The organism is Kribbella qitaiheensis (assembly GCF_014217565.1).
Lineage (GTDB): Bacteria > Actinomycetota > Actinomycetes > Propionibacteriales > Kribbellaceae > Kribbella > Kribbella qitaiheensis_A.
Window position 1 is genome coordinate 6,307,959 of sequence record NZ_CP043661.1, and the last position, 17,029, is coordinate 6,324,987.

The window sequence follows — 17,029 nt, forward strand, 5'->3', positions numbered from 1 at the left end:
ACGTACGGAGTACCTCATGATCCGCTCTTCCCGATCGAAGCCGACAGCCCGACTCGCCCTCACCGCCGGGGTCCTGAGCCTGGTCACCGCTCTCGCAGCCTGTACGCCGGGCTCGGACACCTCGGCGCCACCTCCGCAGGCGACGGCATCTTCAGTGCAGACCGACGCCGCCAAGCTTGGCGACGTGACGCTTCTGGTCTGGGACCAGGAGGTCCGCGGCGGCCAGGCTGCCCAGATGACTGCGCTGAACACCGCGTTCCAGGCGAAATACCCGAACATCAAGCTCAAGCGGGTCTCCCGGTCCTTCGACGACCTCAAGACCACCCTGCGGCTGGCGCTGAGCGGCAACGAGCCGCCCGATGTGGTCGAGGCGAACAATGGCCGCTCGGACATGGGCGAGTTCGTTAAGGCGAACCAACTCGTACCCCTCGATCCGTACGCCGCGGCGTACGGATGGGACAAGCGCTACCCCGAGTCGGTGCGGCAGTACTCGTCGTACAGCGCTGATGGAAAGACGTTCGGGCAGGGCAACCTGTACGGGCTGCCGCAGGTTGGCGAGATCGTCGGCATCTACTACAGCAAGAAGAAGCTTGCCGCAGCCGGTGTGCAGCCGCCGATGACCTGGGACGAGTTCCAGTCGTCGCTGGCGACCTTGAAGGCCAAGGGGGAGCCGCCACTGGTACTTGGCAACCTGGAGAAGTGGCCCGCGATCCATGTCTTCGGCACCGTCCAAGGACGGACCACCTCTGCTGACACGATCAAACAACTAGCGTTCGGCCGGAAGGGTGCGACCTGGAAGACGCCGGAGAATCTCAAGGCCGCGCAGACGTTGACCGACTGGGTTGGCAAGGGCTACTTCAACCAGGGCTTCAACGGTCAGGACTACGACCCGGCCTGGCAGGGTTTCTCGAAGGGTAAGGGGACCTACCTGATCGCCGGCACCTGGTTGCAGGCCGATCTGGGCAAGGCGATGGGAGACGACGTCGGCTTCATAGTGCCTCCAGGTGCATCGGCTGACGCAAAGCCGTTGGCCACCGGCGGGACCGGACTCCCGTTCGCGATCACGGCCAAGAGCAAGCACCCGGAAGCAGCGGCGGCCTACCTCAACTTCATCACCAGCCAGGACGCGATGGCGACGCTCGCCAAGACGGGGAACCTGCCGGTTGCGGACACAGCCACCCAGCACGTCTCGCCCGGCCTGCAGCAGGATGTCTTCAACGCTTTCGGCAAGACCGTCCAGGCGGGCGGGCTGGTGCCGTATCTCGACTACGCGACTCCGACGATGTACGACACGATCGGTGCGGCGTTACAGGATCTGCTGGCCGGCAAGACGACCCCGGACCAGTTCGTCGACCGGCTGGAGAAGGATTACGGTGCCTTCGCCGCGAAGAACGGGTAGCCCGCCCGGCGAGCCCCGGCGGATCGCCTATCTCTACCTCTTGCCGGGGTTCGTCGTCTACGCGGCCTTCCTGCTCTATCCGTTGCTTCGCGCCGTCCAGTTGTCGTTCTACGACTGGGACGGGTTGACGCTGGGGCGCTGGATCGGCCTCGACAATTATCGCGAGATCGTCAGTGATGAAAGCCTGCGCAGTGCTTTCGGCCACGCGCTGATCTTGATCGTGTTCTTCGCGGTCGTCCCGGTCTGCGTCGGACTGCTGCTCGCATCGATCCTGAACCGGGCCAAGGTTCGGGGGCTGCCGTTCTTCCGGACCGTGGTGTTCCTGCCGCAGGTGGTGGCGATGGTGGTCGTGGCGGTTGCGTGGCGCAGGATCTACGCACCCGACGGCAGCCTCAACGAGCTGCTCGGCGCGCTCGGCCTGGACTCCTTGCAGAGAGGCTGGCTCGGCGACTACGCACTGGCGCTGCCGGCGGTCGGCTTCGTCGGTACCTGGTTCGAGACCGGTCTCGTGACGGTGTTACTGCTGGCCGGGATGAGCAGGATCAGCGGAGACCTGTATGAAGCGGCGAGGCTAGATGGTGCCGGTCCGGTCCGGGAGTTCTTCGCGGTGACGCTGCCCTCCGTGCGTGGTGAGATCGCTGTGGCCTCGACGTTGACGGTGATCGCGGCCTTGCGGACCTTCGATCTGGTCTATGTCACCACCGGCGGCGGTCCTGGCAATTCGACCTCGGTTCCGTCGTACGAGGTGTATCACCGGGCCTTCGAGCTGGGCCGGGTCGGTTCGGCGGCGGCGGTCGGTGTCACCTTGACGCTCGTGATCCTGGCGATCTCGCTGGTGATCAACAGGATCGGCGACCGGGACACAGCCCAATGATCTCGCGGGCCGAGAAGTCGGCGAACTATATTGTGCTGGTCGCGTTCGCAGTGTTCGCGCTCGCGCCGATCCTGACCGTCGTACAGTCCGCCCTCGGTCCTCCCGACGAGGGTACTGGCTCCTCCGTTGCGGGCCTCGGCAACTTCGCCGACGCCTGGCGGATCGGGCATTTCGGCACCTATCTGCGGATGAGTGTGGCCGTATCGGTCTTCGTCGTACTGGTCAGCGTGTTGTTGTCGATCCTCAGCGGATTCGCCTTCGGGGTGATGCGGTTCCGCGGCTCCGGTCCGTTGTTCTACCTCTTCCTGCTCGGCATCATGATGCCGAGCGAAGCAATCGTGGTGCCGCTGTACTTCGACCTGCGGTCGCTCGGCCTGACCGACACCTTCTGGGCGGTCGCGCTTCCCCAGGTCGCCCAATCTGTTGCCTTCGGCACCTTCTGGATGCGGGCCTACTTCCGCTCGTCGAGTCGCGCGCTGGTCGAGGCCGCCCGGCTGGACGGTGCATCCACCCGGCGATTGCTCTGGCAGATCCTGGTCCCGCTGGCCAGACCAGCGATCATCACGATGACCGTGCTGGTCTTCATGTGGACCTGGAACGAATTCCTGATCCCGTTGGTGATGGTGACCAACGAGAGCCTCCGAACGGCACCACTGGGCCTGGCCTTCTTCCAGGGGCAGTACACCCAAGGCTTCACCCTGCTCGCAGCGGGTGCGGTCATCGTCGCGACGCCTGTCGTCGTTCTCTACCTCTTCCTCCAGCGCCACTTCATCGCGGGCATGCTCGAAGGCGCTGTGAGGGAATAGCCCGCATCCCCCGCCAAGGAGACAGCAATGAAGCGTCACCGCACGATGGTTGCCCTGCTGGCAGCCGCTGTCCTGATCCCTCTAGGTAGCCTCGCGGCCACTGCGTCGGCGCAGGCCGGCGGTAGTCCGCCCGGCCGGTATGTCGCCGGTCCCGACACGAAGATCGACGTGATGGGGGAGTGGGCCCATCCCGACGACGACACCTCGATCATCGGGCCGTGTGGGGTGTGGCATCAGCAGTTCGGTACCAAGTGCGGCATCATCATGGTCACCCGCGGCGAGGGTGGCGGGAACTCCGCTGGTCCCGAGTTGGGTCCGGACCTCGGGTTGCGGCGGGAGAACGAGGACCGGGTCGCGCACTACCGGTCCGGCACCGTGGACATCTTCAACCTGGACCGGATCGACTTCTTCTACAACCAGAGCGCCCCGCTGACGAAGTACTTCTGGGACTCCGAGGAGACCCTGCGCCGCGTCACGCGCGTGATCCGGACGACGCAGCCGGAGATCTATATCGGGTTCACGCCGACGCTCGCGGCAGGGCACGGCAACCACCAGCAGGCGGGCAGACTGATCTGGGAAGGTGTGCTGGCGGCTGCTGATCCGACCAAGTTCCCGGAGCAGTTGCGTGGACCGGGTGCGCTGAGCACGTGGCAGGTGAAGAAGGTGTTCTCCGGTGGCAGCACTGCCGGGACCGGGGGAACGACTACGGCTGCCAACTGCGCGACGGGCTTTGTCCCGGCTGCCGGAAACCTGGACACTGTTGCCGGTGTCTGGACCGGCTACGACTCGCCATACAAGTGGCCGGCCGGCAACCTGCAGGCTCAACCGGCTGGTACGCCGAAGAGCTGGCAGCAGGTGGCCGACGAAGGGCGATCGGCCTATCCGACGCAGAGTCGGGTGATGTACAAGGGAACTTCGGTGCCGGCTTGTTCGCGGTTCGGGATGACCCAGTCGTTCGTTCCGTTCCAGCCGAACGTGGCCGCGGACGGCACCGCCAACCCGACGGCGGGCATGGATGACGCGATCCTCTTCGGCGCGACCAAGCCGGACCCAGGTGGGTTACCGAGGGGGACGCTGGAGTACCTGACCTTCTCGCGATTCCTCAACGTGGCGGGGGAGGCGTTCCAGGCGACACTTCACCTCAAGTCAGGCTCAGGCCGGCTGCGGCCAGGCGATGTTGCGCTGACCGTGCCCCAGGGCTGGACTGTCAGTGCGCCGCAGCAGGTCGGCTGGGTCTCGGATCGTGGTGAAACCAGGATCACGTTCACCGTCACCCCGAGCACGACCGCTCCGGTCAACGTGAACGCCCGGATCTCCGCGCTCTACACCAGCGGTTCGAAGACCGGTTACACCGACAACGTCGTACGGATCGTCTCTCCGACCGAGGGCAGGTTCCAGCGGTGGGGCAACTGGCAGGAGTACGACCAGTGGCTTGCCAAGACCGCTCCGCAGGCAACTCGGCTCGGCCGATCGGCCGCGATCCAGTCGATGGCCATCGGTAAGACCCTTGCAGTACCGGTAGTCGTGCACAACTGGTCCAACCAGCCGCAGAGCGGCACAGTAGGGCTCACACTGCCGCCGAACTTCACGGCGGACGCGGTCTCGAAGCCGTACCCGAGCCTGGCCGCAGGAGCTGAGACGACGGTGACCTTCCAGGTCACCAACACCGACATCGCGTTGCCGGCAGCGCAGAACGTGTCGATTCCGATCACGACGACCTACAGTGCACCGGCCGGCACGGGCAACGAGACCCTGACGCTGTCTCTGGTTCCTGCTACCGCAATTGCGAAGGCATCTACCGCACCGGTCGTCGACGGCACAGCGTCACCTGGTGAGTACGCCGGCGCCACGCTCGACCTTGGCCGGATCTGGCAGGGTGCAGCCGGCTGCACCGGCGTTGACGACTGCGGAGTCTCAGCTACCGGAGAAGGCAGTACGGCGAAGGTCAACTGGTCCGACGACGCGCTGTACTTCTTCATCCATGTCCGCGACGACTACCAGTCCTATGCGGTCACGTCCGAAGAGTGTGTCGGGCACTGGCAGGCAGACTCGGTGGAGATCTTGCTCGACCCTCGCGGTAATGCCTCGGAGGTTCTGAAAGACACAGCGAACACCTTCAAGCTCGGCATCTTCCCGTTCACCAACGACCCGGCCAATCGCAACGGCAACGGCGCGAACGGGCCTTGCTGGGAACGCGATGCCGACAACCACCAGGGCTACTCCACTGGACCGCTCGGCATCGGCAACGCGCCCGGCGTTCAGGTGGCGACGAACGCCGCCTGGGTTGGCAGCAACGAGACAACCACGCCGCACGCGTACGCCGGTGGTGGCTACGACCTCGAGGTCAAGATCCCGCTGGCTGACCTGCCCGCGGCTGTCGACCCCGCCAAGTTGGGCCTCAACATCACGCCGTACGACAACGATGACACCTCGGCGGCGGGGACGACCACGCTGCGGCACATCGATATGAGCACCCGGCTCGGCTGGTCCGCGCTCGGTTCTGTCCAATCCGATCCGTACCGCTGGGGGCAGGCTGCTCTGACCGGGTACATCCCACCGGCCGGGCGGCCGACGACTCCGACCGCCCCGGACGTGTCCAACCCCAACCTGAACGGAGTTCTCTCTCCGCAGACGATCGCCCAGTCGGCGCGCAACGGCGTACCGATCTCGGGACGGGTGCCGGCGCCCGCGACGAACAAGCTGAAAGTGCAGAAGGCGAAGCTGTCCAGATCGTCCGTCGACCTTGACGTTTCGTCCAGCGGTTCGGGTACGGCTCACTTGTTCCTCTGGTCCGGACTCATCGGGGCCATCCCGGTCTACACCACCAGTTGTTCTCCCGCAGCTGATCCCGAACCGGACTACGGGTTGACTCCCTGCGCGGTCACAGACGGCGGCTACCCGTCCTGGTCGCCGGACATGAGCGGTCACGTCGTCAAACAGACGACCAGCGCGATCACCACGAAGACTCGGCAGCTCTCGATCCCGATCACCGCGGCCCAGCGAGACAGGTTGCGGGCAGACGGACGGCTGCTGCTCTCGTACGAAACCACAAAGGGTGAAGTCCAGGCCTTCGACCTGCGCTTGCGGCGGTAGCCGAAGCTTGGCCGGTCCCCGCCCCGATGGGCGGGGACCGGCCGGCAAGCCCGTCCTGGTGTCCGCACCTCGAGCTGTTCAGCTGAAGAGCCCCGATGACGTCCTGACCCGGGTAGCCCAGGCACGCGCCAGATCCACTGTGGATACAGCCTTCCTCACACCACAGCCTCCTCTCACGTTCCATTGCCGAGGGTGCGCGCGACATCAGCCGTATCCGATTCGAGGCGAAGAGGAGACACCATGTCGGTAGAGGGAAACAAAGAGATCGTTGGTCGCTGGTTCACCGAGTTCTGGGGCAAGGAGTTCGCCCCCTCCGTCATCGACGAGCTCGCCGCACCCGATATCCGTTTCGAGTACTCGCTTCACGCACCGCTTCGGGGACGCGCCGCAGTACGAGAGTTCGCCACCAAGTTCCGGGCCGCGTTCCCAGATCTTGGTTTCGAAGGGACGGCCGACTTGATTGCCGAGGGCGACTATGTCGTCGGTCAGTGGATCGGCGGTGGTACGCATACCGGCGACGCGTTCGACGACATGCCACTCGGTGGTCTGCCGACCGCCGACACCGGTAAGTCGATGCGTTTCACCGGCACCTCGATCTTGAAGGTGGAAGGCGGTCTGATCACCGAAGAGCTCGGCCTCGACGACGGGATTACCGTCCTCAGGCAACTGGGCCTCATTACCGGCTGACACGCGGCCACGGTCGGCGCAGCGGCTAGGCGAACGACCCTTCTTCGGCGGCCGGCAACGGCGCAACGAAGACGATGCCGGCCGACGGGAAGTTCGTAGTACTGCCAGGCGACGGCTTCCACAGTGACGGCAGTTTCGATCGAGGATGACGTGCGACGGTGCGGGAGCCTGCTCCCCACCGCTCCTCTTCCGGCACGTGCCGAGCTGCAGACGGCCCGGGAGTGACCAGTTCGGCTGTCGGTAGGGAGACGACGCAGGGGGAGATCTGAGATCGAGGCCGACCAGACCACCGATGTGGCAGTAACTTTCCATTCCTTACTGTGAGTTGTATATCTCTAACGCTCCGTGGGGTATAAGGGTTGTGAATGGGTCGAACCGCCCCTAGACCTAGGAGGAGTAATGGCTGGATTGAACGGCGAAGTCTCGTGGTTCTGTTGTGGAAATTCGTGGGGCCCGTGCGGCACCGCTGGACACGGTGCCTGCGGGACTTGCAACTCTGGCAGCTTCCAGCACGCCTGGCCGAACACTTCGGACGGCTGCTACGCGATCACCCACCCCGACACCTGCGGGATCTCGGGGATGTCGCGGCGGACCTGCGGTTACCGGCACTCGACGACGAACCTGTGCAACGGGGCCAGGGTTGTCACCTCCATCGCCGACTGCGGTCCGCAAACTGACCTGTTCTGCGGCGAGCGGGCTTGCTGCGGGGGGACCTGCGCCTCGAACCGCATCATCGACCTGACCCCGGCAGCGTTCAGCTCGATCGCGAGTCTGAACGCCGGCCTGATCCCGTGCTCGGTCAACGCAGGCTGAGGGAGACAGACCAATGACGAACACCTTGGATCGCCGGACCCTGCTCACAGCCGCCGCGCTGGGCACTACCGCGTCCCTCGTCGGCGCGACCGCGATGGGGTCGCTCGCACCCGAGACCGCCTTCGCGGCCCGCTCGCAAAGTCCCGAGCCCGGCGCACCCGACCCGAACTTCGCAGAGGGCCGGGTCACGGCCAGGGACGGGAGCTTGATCCTGGTCTCCGGCTCCGACGGCAGGTTGCACCGGATCCGTCTCACGGGTGGTACGAGCATCTGGAAGCTCAGGCCGACCACCCTGGACCAGGTCAAGGTCGGCGACGGCCTCTACGCCCGCGGCGTGCTGATGCCCGACGGTACCCTGGCCGCCGAGTCGGTCTGGGTGAACATCGTGAACCTGAAGGTTCACGTCACCGCGATCGGCCGGAATGTGCTGCACCTGGACCACAACGGCCAAAAGATCGTCGGCCACGTCGTACCAGGCACAAGTGCCGCCGTGTACAACGGCACGGCCGCGGTGTCCGACCTGTCGATGCTCAAGGTTGGCAAGCATGCGCAGGTGATCGGTGCATGGCGGCCGGACACCAACGAGATCGATGTCGCCACCATCTACGCAGCGGCCTAGGGAGGTCCGCTCATGGTTGAAGAGGTTGCGGGCCTGCAGGCGTTGGTGATCGGCGCGCTGCTGGTGTGGTCGTCCTACGGGAAGCTTGTGGGATCTCTGGTCGGTGCCAGAGCCCGCCGCACAGCCTTGTCGTCTCTGGTCGGCGAGAAGCGGGCGGAGCCTGCCTTCCGCGCTGTGGGTGGCTTGGAGCTGGTCATCGGCACGGCCTTGCTAGTGCCGCCGTTATGGACCGTGGATGCCCTCGCGGCCGCTGCGCTGGCCGTGGGCTTCCTTGCCTACCTCGGTTATGCGCGAGTGGTTGCTCCAGAATCGTCTTGCGGTTGCGCCGGCTCTGCAACTACTCCGGTCTCGTGGCGGTCCTTCGCCAGGGCCGGGCTGCTCCTGCTTGTGGCGGTCCTGGCCCTGACGGCCGACACAGGCTGGTGGTCAACGCCGAGTCCTTCCGCGGTGGTAGTAGCGCTCGGTGTCGCCATGCTGTTCGTCACCTTCTCGTCCGAGCTCGACCGGCACTGGCTGATGCCGCTCCGCCGGCTCAAGGTCCGGCTGACACACCCGCTGGCCGGTACGGCCTCGTACGAGGTGCCGCTGGCATCTACGCAGCAGCAACTGTTGCGTAGCGGCGCGTACCGGGCGGTGAACGGACTCCTGCGGTCCGACATCCGCGACCACTGGGACGAGGGGGATTGGCGGTTCCTCAGCTACACAGCCTCATACGAGGATCGTCCGGCGACGGCGGTCTTCGCGGTGCCGCGGCTGAGGTACGAGCCGGACGAGATCCGGGTGGCGATCGTCGACGAGGAGAAGGGGGAGACCCTCTACCGACTGTCGCTGCTGCCTGTCGTGGCGAGCTGACGGTCCCGGCTTGGCGGGTCAGGAGACCGGCCCGTCAAGTCAGCTCGAAGCGAAGGTGTCGACCCGCAGATGACGCCGAGACCGACCGCTGCCATAAACGGGCCAAGGGCAACCAATGCCTTCTGGCGCTCATCGGCCGGCGATCATGCAGCTGAGACAGAGCCGGCCGTGTGTTGATCATCTGAGATGAATGAAATGGTGCGCAGTCTCTTCGCTTACGGCCATTCGTACGTCGACGGTGACGGAGCTTCGGCGCCGTCGCAATGCTTCGCCGCCATGGCTCCTCGAGCCTTGGCGGTCGCTGTCGGGCAGCCGTATCTCTTGGACTATTCGCAGCGTTCCCCTCACAACAAGGGATCCGACGCTCTCGTTGACAGCTACAACGATCAGCTTCGCCGAGTTGCAGACCGGTATTCGCAAGTGGTTCTTACGGCACCGGTCTACTGGGACCCCACGACGATGATCGCCGACGACACGGTCCACCCAAACGATCTCGGCCATCGTGAACTAGTGCCGCCGTCTGCCGGGTGGCTGCGGGATCTGCCGTCAGCTGACCGCATTGCACTCTTCGGGGCTCGGTCGTCATCACGTCTGAACACCCGACCCACTGCTTTGTGCAAGCAGGGCCAAGCTGCCACGTCGTACGATCGCGAGGCCACGTAAGGCAGGTAATGGTGGGTCTCCCGCACATACGCTCGGGCCAATCTGTGGATCGCGCGCCTCTGGCGTCGAAAGAGCTGACCGGGAATCCTCGGGACACCACTCGATCCGGCTAGTGAGGTCCGCATGCGCAAACGAGTCTGTGTCGCGTTGACTGTCCTGGGTTTCCTCATCTTGGCAGCGGTTGGCCGGGCGCCTGCGGCTGCGGCTGCATCGATTACAGAGGTAACAGGTTTCGGAACGAATCCTGGCAACCTGCGGATGTTTCGCTACCTGCCACCAGGCATCGGATCCGGTCGGCCACTGGTTGTGGCCCTGCATGGTTGCACGCAGTCGGCCCAGGCTTACGACGATGAACCTGGTTGGGTGGAGTTGGCGCAACGGTGGGGCTTCGCGCTGCTGTTGCCGCAGCAGCAGTCCGCGAACAATTCGAGTTCGTGTTTCAACTGGTTCCAGACCTCCGATACGGCTCGTGGGGCTGGAGAGCCGTTGTCGATCAAGCAGATGGTCGACCGGATGGTCGCCGATCAGAGTTCGGACACCTCGCGGATCTTCGTGACGGGGCTTTCCGCTGGGGGCGCGATGACCGCGGTCATGCTGGCGACCTACCCGGAACTGTTCGCCGGTGGTGCGGTCGTCGCTGGTCTCCCGTATCGGTGCGCTTCGACGCTGGTCGAGGCGTTCTCTTGCCAGTCGCCCGGTGTGAATCTCACCCCGTCCCAGTGGGGCGCCAAAGTCCGGGCCGCGTCAGCTTATAGCGGTCTGCGGCCGAAGGTGTCGATCTGGCATGGCGCCAGTGACTCGACAGTTGCCTATAGCAACCTCAATGAACTGATGGAACAGTGGACCGATGTTGCCGGCGCTGACCAGACAGTGGATCTGTCGGACACTGTAAACGGCTATCCGCACAACGTGTACCGCACGCCGGACGGCCGCGACGCTGTCGAGACCTACTCGATCACCGGAATGAGTCACGGTCAACCGGTCTACCCAGGCACCGGCAGTCAGAACTGCGGTACTGCGGCGCCCTACATTCTGTCGATCGGGATCTGCGCAGCGGGGGAGATAGGCCGCTTCTGGGGTTTGGACAACGCAGGCACGCCTCCTCCACCTTCCACAACGTTCGCAGGTGTCGAGTCTGAGGACGGTTACGTCAAGGCCGCGGCTGACGGCTCCGGTGCGACTGTGGGCACTTCGGCCGACCTCGCTATCGGCAGAGGTGTTGACGGCAAAGAGAATCGCGCCCTGCTGTCCTTCGATACCGGTGCGATACCGGACGGCGCTTCCATCACCCGAGCCTGGCTCACCGTTAGGTACGCAGGTGGGTCCGGTAATCCATGGGCCGATCCAACCGGTAATCGGTTGGTGGTCGATGTCAAGACTGGCTGTTTCGACGAATGCGCAACGGATGCAGGCGATTGGTCCAGCGCATCGACAGCCGCGGCCAGCGCAGCTATTGCTGCGTTCAGCATGGGGTCGGTCTCGTCCACAGATTTCTCCCCGACCGGTGTTGCCGCGATCAACCGGTCCGGTCGCACTCAGCTCCGAGTCCGCTTCGAGCGGAATCCCGGTAGTACGGCGTACAGGTTCCTGAGATCGGGGCCCGAGATTACTTTGTCTGTGACCTATGCGGCGGCTCGGTAGTTAGAAACCACTCCTCACCAGATTGATCAACACCAACAAATATATGGAGGGCTGGTCCGATGAAGCACCGAATCTCTTCCACCAAAGCTTTGAGAATGGCGCTCACCATCATGACATCGGCAGCCGTGGTTGCGGCTGCGCAGTTGACTGCGGCGGCGCCGGGGCAGGCGGACGTCCGAGCGGCGATCGACTACGGTACGTCGGGCAATGGCAATCCGCAGACCAGCGACTGCACTGTAGATGTCGACCCCGGTGGCTCGATCAATGACGCTATTTCGAGGGTTGGCTCAGGCGCGATTGTGTGTGTCCGGGCCGGCGACTATCGAGACCAGACAGTGAACCTGGACAAGGGCGGCGTGGTGGTGCGATCCAACGGGATCTCGCGGATCAAGGGTGCGGTCGTGCGAGGAAAGGGCGCAACGCTCGACGGGTTCACGGTGGTCGGCGGCGACTATAACTCGCCGAAGTCGGGAATCGTGTTTGCCGGGGACGGGATCAAGATCGTGAACAATCTCGTCAACGGTGGCAAGCTGATCTACGGGATCTCCTGCGAGCGAGGGTCTTGCAACAACGGCCTGGTCGCCCAGAACACGGTCACGGGTATCGAGAGCATCGGCATGTTCATCGAGGACGGCACCGGAACCGTTGTCGAACGCAACAACATCTACGACCTGCACAAGGACCGGACCGGGCAGGGCTACGATGTCGACGGGATCCGGTTCTGGGGACGACACACCTTCCGCTACAACTACATTCACGACATCAACGAGTTCTCGAGCAAGGACAACCCGCACACCGACTGTTTTCAGACCTACAACAACGGTACGCCTTCGGCTGGCACGTTGATCGAGAACAACTACTGCCTCCGGGTGTCCCGGCAGTGCCTGATCGCGCAGAACAACAGCGCCAGCAGCTACCAGATCCGCGATATCACCTTCCGCGACAACGTCTGTGAGACCTATGACAGTCAGGGCATCAACCTGGGCAGCATGAGCGGTGTCGTGATCGAGAACAACCTGATCCTGAGCGGCTTCCGCTACCAGATCATCAACCTGGAAGAACAGGCCGCCCATCTGGCCAACACCAATACGACTGTCCGTAACAACATCCTTGTCCGCGCCGAGTCCAGGGCCACCACCTACCGGCGCAGCGGCGGCAGTACCAGCGAGCACTTCTCCAACAACCTCGAGCTGCTCGACACGAGCATCAAGACCCGCGACAGCGAGTTCAACAACAGCAGCGGGCCTTACCCCGAGCGACGCTCCGCCGACTTCTCGAGTTATCGCTCCTACGCCTCAGCTCGCAACATCGTCGACAAGGGCCGAACCGGTAACGCCTCGGCCACCGACATCGACGGTGGCCCACGAGTGCTCGGTGCGTCCATCGACATCGGACCATTCGAGATCCGGTAAATACCTGGCGGCGGAGCACGGCATTGAGCGGTTCAGCAGAGCCACTCGCCGGCAGAACTTTGTCATCTCGCAGCGGCGCCACTGCCGGATTTCCCCTGATCGAGCTCATCTGACCCCAGCCAACGAACCGAACGCGGGTGAGATTGGGTGGCCGAGGAGGGAGCCCTGCGCGCAGTCGGCCCAATGGTCGCCAGGTCATTGTTGAACCGGTGCGGTCGTGCTGGGATCGGTAACGGAGGTGATGCAAATGCCGCCGGCGCAGGATCCTCGAACCCGCGGCCCCTGACGGCCGGTACCGCGGCATCGGGAGCGATGCAGGTCGACGATGGTCAGGTACGGGTAGTCGTGACCGGAGAGCTGGACAAGCTCGCTGCATCAGCAGTGCGAGAGGTACTGCTGGCTGCCTGCGAGCTGAGCGTCGGGGTGGTAGTACTAGACCTCGCCCCCGCTGCGGCTACCGGCCGCTCGAAGCCGGAGCCCGCGCCACCTCTGCGCGATCCACCTCCGCGGCGCGATCCACCAGGTAACCGGCTACCCAGGTGGGCCCCTTACTGCCCATCGCGAGACCTGTCACCCGACGCCGGGCTGTCGGGAGTCGTCGGTGATCGAGTGTTGGAACGGCGGGACGAGTGGGTTGAGGAGGTCGGGGAAGGTGTCGACCAGGCCGTCGACGTGGTTGCCGCCGTCGATGCGTCGGTAGGTGTGGAGCCGTTGGCGTCCGGACTGTTTCACCATAGCGGCGTAGCGGTCGGAGTCCTGGGTGATGGGGAGCAGGCTGTCCAGGGTGCCCTGCAGGGTGATGAGTGGGCGACCGATCCTTCCGGTGAGAGCGATCCGTCCTACGGCCTGCTGGGCTTGCGGTCGGGCGGCGTAGACGTAGTCGGCCTCGGTGCCGTGGTACGACGGGTCGAGTTCGCTCGCGTAGATGCGCTGGGTCAGTTTCCAGTAGACGGTGTAGTGGTAGTTCCAGAGGAAGTCCGAGCGCGGATCGAACCCTGCGGCAACGATCGCATTGTGGTCGGGACCGTTTGGTCGTTCGTAGCCGCGGATGGCGGGCGGCAGGAACGTCAGGAGGTTCGGCCCGTTCCGGCTCCAGAGGGTTCCTTCCAGGTCGACGCCGCGGGTGTACAGCTCGGGGTGGTTCTCGAGTTGCCAGCGGACGAGGTAGCCGCCATTGGAGATGCCGGCGGCTATCGTCCGCGCGGGTGGCTTTCCGTAGCGGGCGGTCACGGTGGCGCGGGCGGCCAGTGTCAGCTGGGTCATCCGGAGGTTCCACTCGACGATGGCGTCTCCCGGCCGGATCCCGTCGGTGAAGAAATTGCTGCCTGTGTTGCCTTTGTCGGTGGCCGCGAAAGCGAAACCGTGCGCTAGAACCCAGTCGGAGATGGCCTTGTCATTCGCGTACTGCGCGCGGACACCGGGCGAGCCGGACACGACGAGGCCGCCGTTCCAGTGGGTCGGCAGCCGGAGTACGAACTGGGAGTCGTGGTTCCAGCCATGGTTGGTGTTGGTGGTCGACGAGTCTGGGAAGTAGCCGTCGATCTGCACCCCGGGTACGCCGGACTGTTGCGGCAGGGCGGCGTGGGTGAGGCCGGTGTAGTCGGCGGGGTTGGTGTGGCCGGTCGTGACGGTTCCGGCGGTCGTTAGATCGGCCAGGCACGCATTGACCTGATAGGCAGCCCCAGGCATTCGGAGGTGCTTCGCCGGCGCGCAGAGGTCAGGCTGCGAGCCGGTCGCGGGAGTACCGCCGGAACCTGCGGTGACGATGGTCGCGGTCATCAGCAGGGCTGAAATGACGATACGGTGCATGACGCGTCCTCCTATTGCGGCGGCTGCGCTAACGCTAAGGGCCGAAGCTGGTAAGGGATATCTCCTCCGAGCACATGACTCGTGGGCCTCCTAAGGGCTGTCAGCCCATGGTGTGAAGGTGCCGGCTCCTCGAGTTCGGTCAGGGCGACGAGGGCAGTCGGGGCACGACACAGGGCCGCGTTCCCGGCGGCCAATTCGATCGTGAGAATCTGTAGCTTCTGTTTTGCAGGCGCCACTAGCAAGGCATCTGCCGCGTTGCGGCGTAGTACCAGGGCGAGCGACACGACGCCGCTTGACGACTCCACCCACGATCCCAGTGCCTCAGCCAGCTCCGCCGGTGTGCCGTTGATGTCGACCAGGGACGGATCGGCTGTGGTCCTCGCTTCGAGGGTACGGCGGTGGGTGCGTGTTTGGTGGCGATCGCGGTCAGTTTGCGGCGGCTGGTCGCCCGGATCCCGCTGGGTCCGCCGAAGCCGATGAGGATTTCCAGTACCGCGGGATGGCTGACCTTAGCGCCGAGAACTTGACAACCAACTTCGCGTCGAGGTGTACAGCCCGCAGCGTGCTGGACCGGATGCAGGCGCCGATCTCCCGGCGGCAGTTTGGACGGGCGCCGATTTGACCTTCTAGTCGAGTTGAAGGTTTACCGTCGTGGGCATGTACCGGATTTCGCAGCTGGCCGAGCGCAGTGGGGTGCCGGCGTCCACGCTGAGGTTCTACGAGCAGGCCGGGTTGCTGACGGCGGCCAGGTCGGCCGCCGGGTACCGGCTGTACGACGACACCGCGCTGGGGCGGCTGGAGTTCATCGCCTCCGGCAAGCGGCTGGGGTTACCACTGGACGAGATCCGCGACCTGCTCGCGGTCTGGGACCAGGGAGTGTGTGCCTCGGTCCGCGATCAGTTGCGGCCGATGATCGCGGCCCGGATCGCGGAGGCCGATCGCCGGGTCGCTGAGCTCACGGCGTTCTCCGAGCGGCTGACCGAGTTGCACGACCAGCTCGGCGCACCCGCGCCGGTGGGGGCCTGCGGGCCCGGGTGCGGGTGCGTGACCGCTGCGACACCACCAGGACCGGTGATGGTCGAGTTGACCACACCGGCCAAGGCGCGGGCCACGAACAGCGAACCGTTCGGGGTACTGAGGTGAGGCCGGATCCCGGGTCTTCTCGGATGGGGCGTCCGTGGACCGGGATCGCGGCCGCCGGCGCGGCGGTGGCGGCCTGCGCGGTGTGCTGTGCCGGGCCGCTGCTGGCCGTGCTGGGTGGGCTTGGTGCCGCGTCACTCGTTGGCGCCGTGTTCTGGCCGGTCCTCGGACTCGTGGCGGTCACCGCCGCGGTCGGAGTGGTCTGGATCATGCGGCGACGCCACCGGCCGGCAGCATGCACCACGGAGGCCGGGCCGGCAGATCTGGGCATGCCCAGCACCGCTGCCAAACCGCGCTCCGGGCGATCCGAGGCGCGTTCGTGAAGACCAGGTGGATGGCGCGGGTGAGCCTTCCCGCGGTGCTGGCTGTTCTGCTGATGGCGTCCGCGGCGCTGCTGGTCGTCGGCGCGGCCATTGAACACGGAACCGGAGGCGAGTCGCGCACCGAGTCGGTGCAGACCGGCGAGGCCGGAGAAGGCGCCTACCACGATGAGGCGCCGGAGTCGGCGGCCGCCGAAGGTGAGGCCGCACACGGCGAGACGGTTCTCGGGATGGAACTGGAATCGCCGGTGTCGATCGCTGCGCTGGTCGTGGTTTCGCTGGCTCTGGCTGGGTGGGTGTGGCGGCGACCTACCCGGCTCACCGCAGCCATCCTGGTCGTATTCGCCGCAGTGGTAGCTGTCGCGGATGGTCGAGAGGTCGGCCACCAGTTGTCCGGTGACCATGCTGGCCTGGCCGCAGTGGCAGCAGTCCTGGTCGTCTTCCGCCTCGCCACGATCATCGGCGCGGCCCAGTTGTGGCGCTCGATGTCTCCGGGCGTTCAGGCAACAGCACCTGGCGCCTGAACGCGGCTCACGTTCTCTCCGGCCGGCGACGGCCAGGTGCTGCTGGAGGCGACCGTCCCGCCAGCGCACGTCGCGGTCCTGGACGCGCTCGCGGTCCGGGCCGCGGCGGGCCTGGCGGCGTGACCAGTCCGGGGCTGCGCAGCCCTGCCACGGACTTGCAGGCTTTCGCCGCGCGCTACAGCTACGTCCGCGACACCAGCAGGGCGCTCAGTGGTGCGTTCGGGGTGAAGGCGATGGACTCGACTGTCGTGATTGACCCTGCTGGCCGGATCGTGTGCCGCGACGCCATACCGACCGACGAAGCCACCCTGCGCAGCGCGCTGGCCAAGGTCACGTCGACCAGCGGTGCGTCGTGAACAAACACAGCCGCCACGGAG

At 65.2% G+C, this 17,029-nt stretch carries 15 protein-coding genes and 1 pseudogene; 14 read left to right on the plus strand and 2 right to left on the minus strand.

The features are described 5' to 3' along the window. Positions 1–16: 16 nt before the first annotated feature. The 10 genes from F1D05_RS30110 (at position 17) to F1D05_RS30155 (ending at position 12,859) form a co-directional block, all read left to right on the plus strand. Positions 17–1,399, plus strand: a complete 1,383-nt coding sequence (locus F1D05_RS30110) for an extracellular solute-binding protein (protein WP_185443778.1) — start codon at positions 17–19, stop codon at positions 1,397–1,399. Further along, the gene (locus tag F1D05_RS30115; RefSeq protein ID WP_185443779.1) at positions 1,374–2,273 is read left to right on the plus strand and encodes a carbohydrate ABC transporter permease; all 900 of its coding nucleotides are present in this window, start codon (positions 1,374–1,376) and stop codon (positions 2,271–2,273) included. Before F1D05_RS30110 ends, F1D05_RS30115 begins: the two co-directional genes overlap by 26 nt. Then, complete coding sequence (locus tag F1D05_RS30120; protein WP_185443780.1) at positions 2,270–3,079, plus strand: carbohydrate ABC transporter permease; 810 nt, start codon at positions 2,270–2,272, stop codon at positions 3,077–3,079. The genes F1D05_RS30115 and F1D05_RS30120 overlap by 4 nt, the downstream gene beginning before the upstream one ends. A 27-nt stretch (positions 3,080–3,106) precedes the next feature. After that, positions 3,107–6,172 (plus strand): PIG-L family deacetylase, encoded by a 3,066-nt coding sequence (locus F1D05_RS30125; RefSeq protein WP_185443781.1) that lies wholly within the window; start codon positions 3,107–3,109, stop codon positions 6,170–6,172. Positions 6,173–6,412: 240 nt separating this feature from the next. Further along, complete coding sequence (locus F1D05_RS30130) at positions 6,413–6,859, plus strand: ester cyclase (RefSeq protein WP_185443782.1); 447 nt, start codon at positions 6,413–6,415, stop codon at positions 6,857–6,859. Between the two features lie 399 nt (positions 6,860–7,258). Next, on the plus strand, positions 7,259–7,672 hold the full coding sequence (locus F1D05_RS30135) for a hypothetical protein (RefSeq protein ID WP_185443783.1): 414 nt from the start codon (positions 7,259–7,261) through the stop codon (positions 7,670–7,672). Between the two features lie 13 nt (positions 7,673–7,685). Beyond that, positions 7,686–8,291 (plus strand): cell wall protein, encoded by a 606-nt coding sequence (locus tag F1D05_RS30140; RefSeq protein ID WP_185443784.1) that lies wholly within the window; start codon positions 7,686–7,688, stop codon positions 8,289–8,291. A gap of 12 nt (positions 8,292–8,303) precedes the next feature. After that, entirely contained in the window at positions 8,304–9,143 is an 840-nt protein-coding gene (locus F1D05_RS30145) for a MauE/DoxX family redox-associated membrane protein (protein ID WP_185443785.1), read from the plus strand. A gap of 786 nt (positions 9,144–9,929) precedes the next feature. Beyond that, complete coding sequence (locus F1D05_RS30150) at positions 9,930–11,447, plus strand: extracellular catalytic domain type 1 short-chain-length polyhydroxyalkanoate depolymerase (RefSeq protein WP_185443786.1); 1,518 nt, start codon at positions 9,930–9,932, stop codon at positions 11,445–11,447. 95 nt (positions 11,448–11,542) lie between these two features. Then, on the plus strand, positions 11,543–12,859 hold the full coding sequence (locus F1D05_RS30155) for a hypothetical protein (RefSeq protein WP_185443787.1): 1,317 nt from the start codon (positions 11,543–11,545) through the stop codon (positions 12,857–12,859). Positions 12,860–13,429: 570 nt separating this feature from the next. Here the strand turns inward: F1D05_RS30155 and F1D05_RS30160 are convergent. Then, positions 13,430–14,668: a tannase/feruloyl esterase family alpha/beta hydrolase gene (locus F1D05_RS30160; RefSeq protein ID WP_185443788.1), complete on the minus strand. Its 1,239-nt coding sequence runs from the start codon at positions 14,666–14,668 to the stop codon at positions 13,430–13,432. A gap of 400 nt (positions 14,669–15,068) precedes the next feature. Beyond that, a pseudogene (locus F1D05_RS41180) lies at positions 15,069–15,194 on the minus strand (IS110 family transposase); the annotation flags it as partial. A 131-nt stretch (positions 15,195–15,325) separates the two neighbouring features. Between F1D05_RS41180 and F1D05_RS30165 the strand changes: the two are divergent. The 4 genes from F1D05_RS30165 (at position 15,326) to F1D05_RS30180 (ending at position 17,008) form a co-directional block, all read left to right on the plus strand. Further along, positions 15,326–15,811 carry a MerR family transcriptional regulator gene (locus tag F1D05_RS30165; protein ID WP_206685883.1) on the plus strand — a complete coding sequence of 162 codons (486 nt, stop codon included), beginning with the start codon at positions 15,326–15,328 and terminating at the stop codon, positions 15,809–15,811. Between the two features lie 23 nt (positions 15,812–15,834). Beyond that, entirely contained in the window at positions 15,835–16,131 is a 297-nt protein-coding gene (locus F1D05_RS30170; RefSeq protein ID WP_206685884.1) for a hypothetical protein, read from the plus strand. Further along, a complete protein-coding gene (locus F1D05_RS30175) occupies positions 16,128–16,652 on the plus strand; it encodes a hypothetical protein (RefSeq protein ID WP_185443790.1) in 525 nt (174 codons plus the stop codon). Before F1D05_RS30170 ends, F1D05_RS30175 begins: the two co-directional genes overlap by 4 nt. A gap of 119 nt (positions 16,653–16,771) precedes the next feature. Next, positions 16,772–17,008, plus strand: a complete 237-nt coding sequence (locus F1D05_RS30180; protein WP_185443791.1) for a TlpA family protein disulfide reductase — start codon at positions 16,772–16,774, stop codon at positions 17,006–17,008. Positions 17,009–17,029 lie beyond the last annotated feature (21 nt).

What these genes read in the sequence shown, in the direction of transcription:
- F1D05_RS30145 (WP_185443785.1), top strand. Translation starts at nt 8,304, where the DNA reads ATGGTTGAAGAGGTTGCGGGCCTGCAGGCGTTGGTGATCGGCGCGCTG.
- F1D05_RS30110 (WP_185443778.1), top strand. Translation starts at nt 17, where the DNA reads ATGATCCGCTCTTCCCGATCGAAGCCGACAGCCCGACTCGCCCTCACC.
- F1D05_RS30155 (WP_185443787.1), top strand. Translation starts at nt 11,543, where the DNA reads ATGGCGCTCACCATCATGACATCGGCAGCCGTGGTTGCGGCTGCGCAG.
- F1D05_RS30160 (WP_185443788.1), bottom strand. Translation starts at nt 14,668, where the DNA reads ATGCACCGTATCGTCATTTCAGCCCTGCTGATGACCGCGACCATCGTC.
- F1D05_RS30120 (WP_185443780.1), top strand. Translation starts at nt 2,270, where the DNA reads ATGATCTCGCGGGCCGAGAAGTCGGCGAACTATATTGTGCTGGTCGCG.
- F1D05_RS30135 (WP_185443783.1), top strand. Translation starts at nt 7,259, where the DNA reads ATGGCTGGATTGAACGGCGAAGTCTCGTGGTTCTGTTGTGGAAATTCG.
- F1D05_RS30165 (WP_206685883.1), top strand. Translation starts at nt 15,326, where the DNA reads ATGTACCGGATTTCGCAGCTGGCCGAGCGCAGTGGGGTGCCGGCGTCC.
- F1D05_RS30140 (WP_185443784.1), top strand. Translation starts at nt 7,686, where the DNA reads ATGACGAACACCTTGGATCGCCGGACCCTGCTCACAGCCGCCGCGCTG.
- F1D05_RS30125 (WP_185443781.1), top strand. Translation starts at nt 3,107, where the DNA reads ATGAAGCGTCACCGCACGATGGTTGCCCTGCTGGCAGCCGCTGTCCTG.
- F1D05_RS30130 (WP_185443782.1), top strand. Translation starts at nt 6,413, where the DNA reads ATGTCGGTAGAGGGAAACAAAGAGATCGTTGGTCGCTGGTTCACCGAG.
- F1D05_RS30150 (WP_185443786.1), top strand. Translation starts at nt 9,930, where the DNA reads ATGCGCAAACGAGTCTGTGTCGCGTTGACTGTCCTGGGTTTCCTCATC.
- F1D05_RS30170 (WP_206685884.1), top strand. Translation starts at nt 15,835, where the DNA reads ATGGGGCGTCCGTGGACCGGGATCGCGGCCGCCGGCGCGGCGGTGGCG.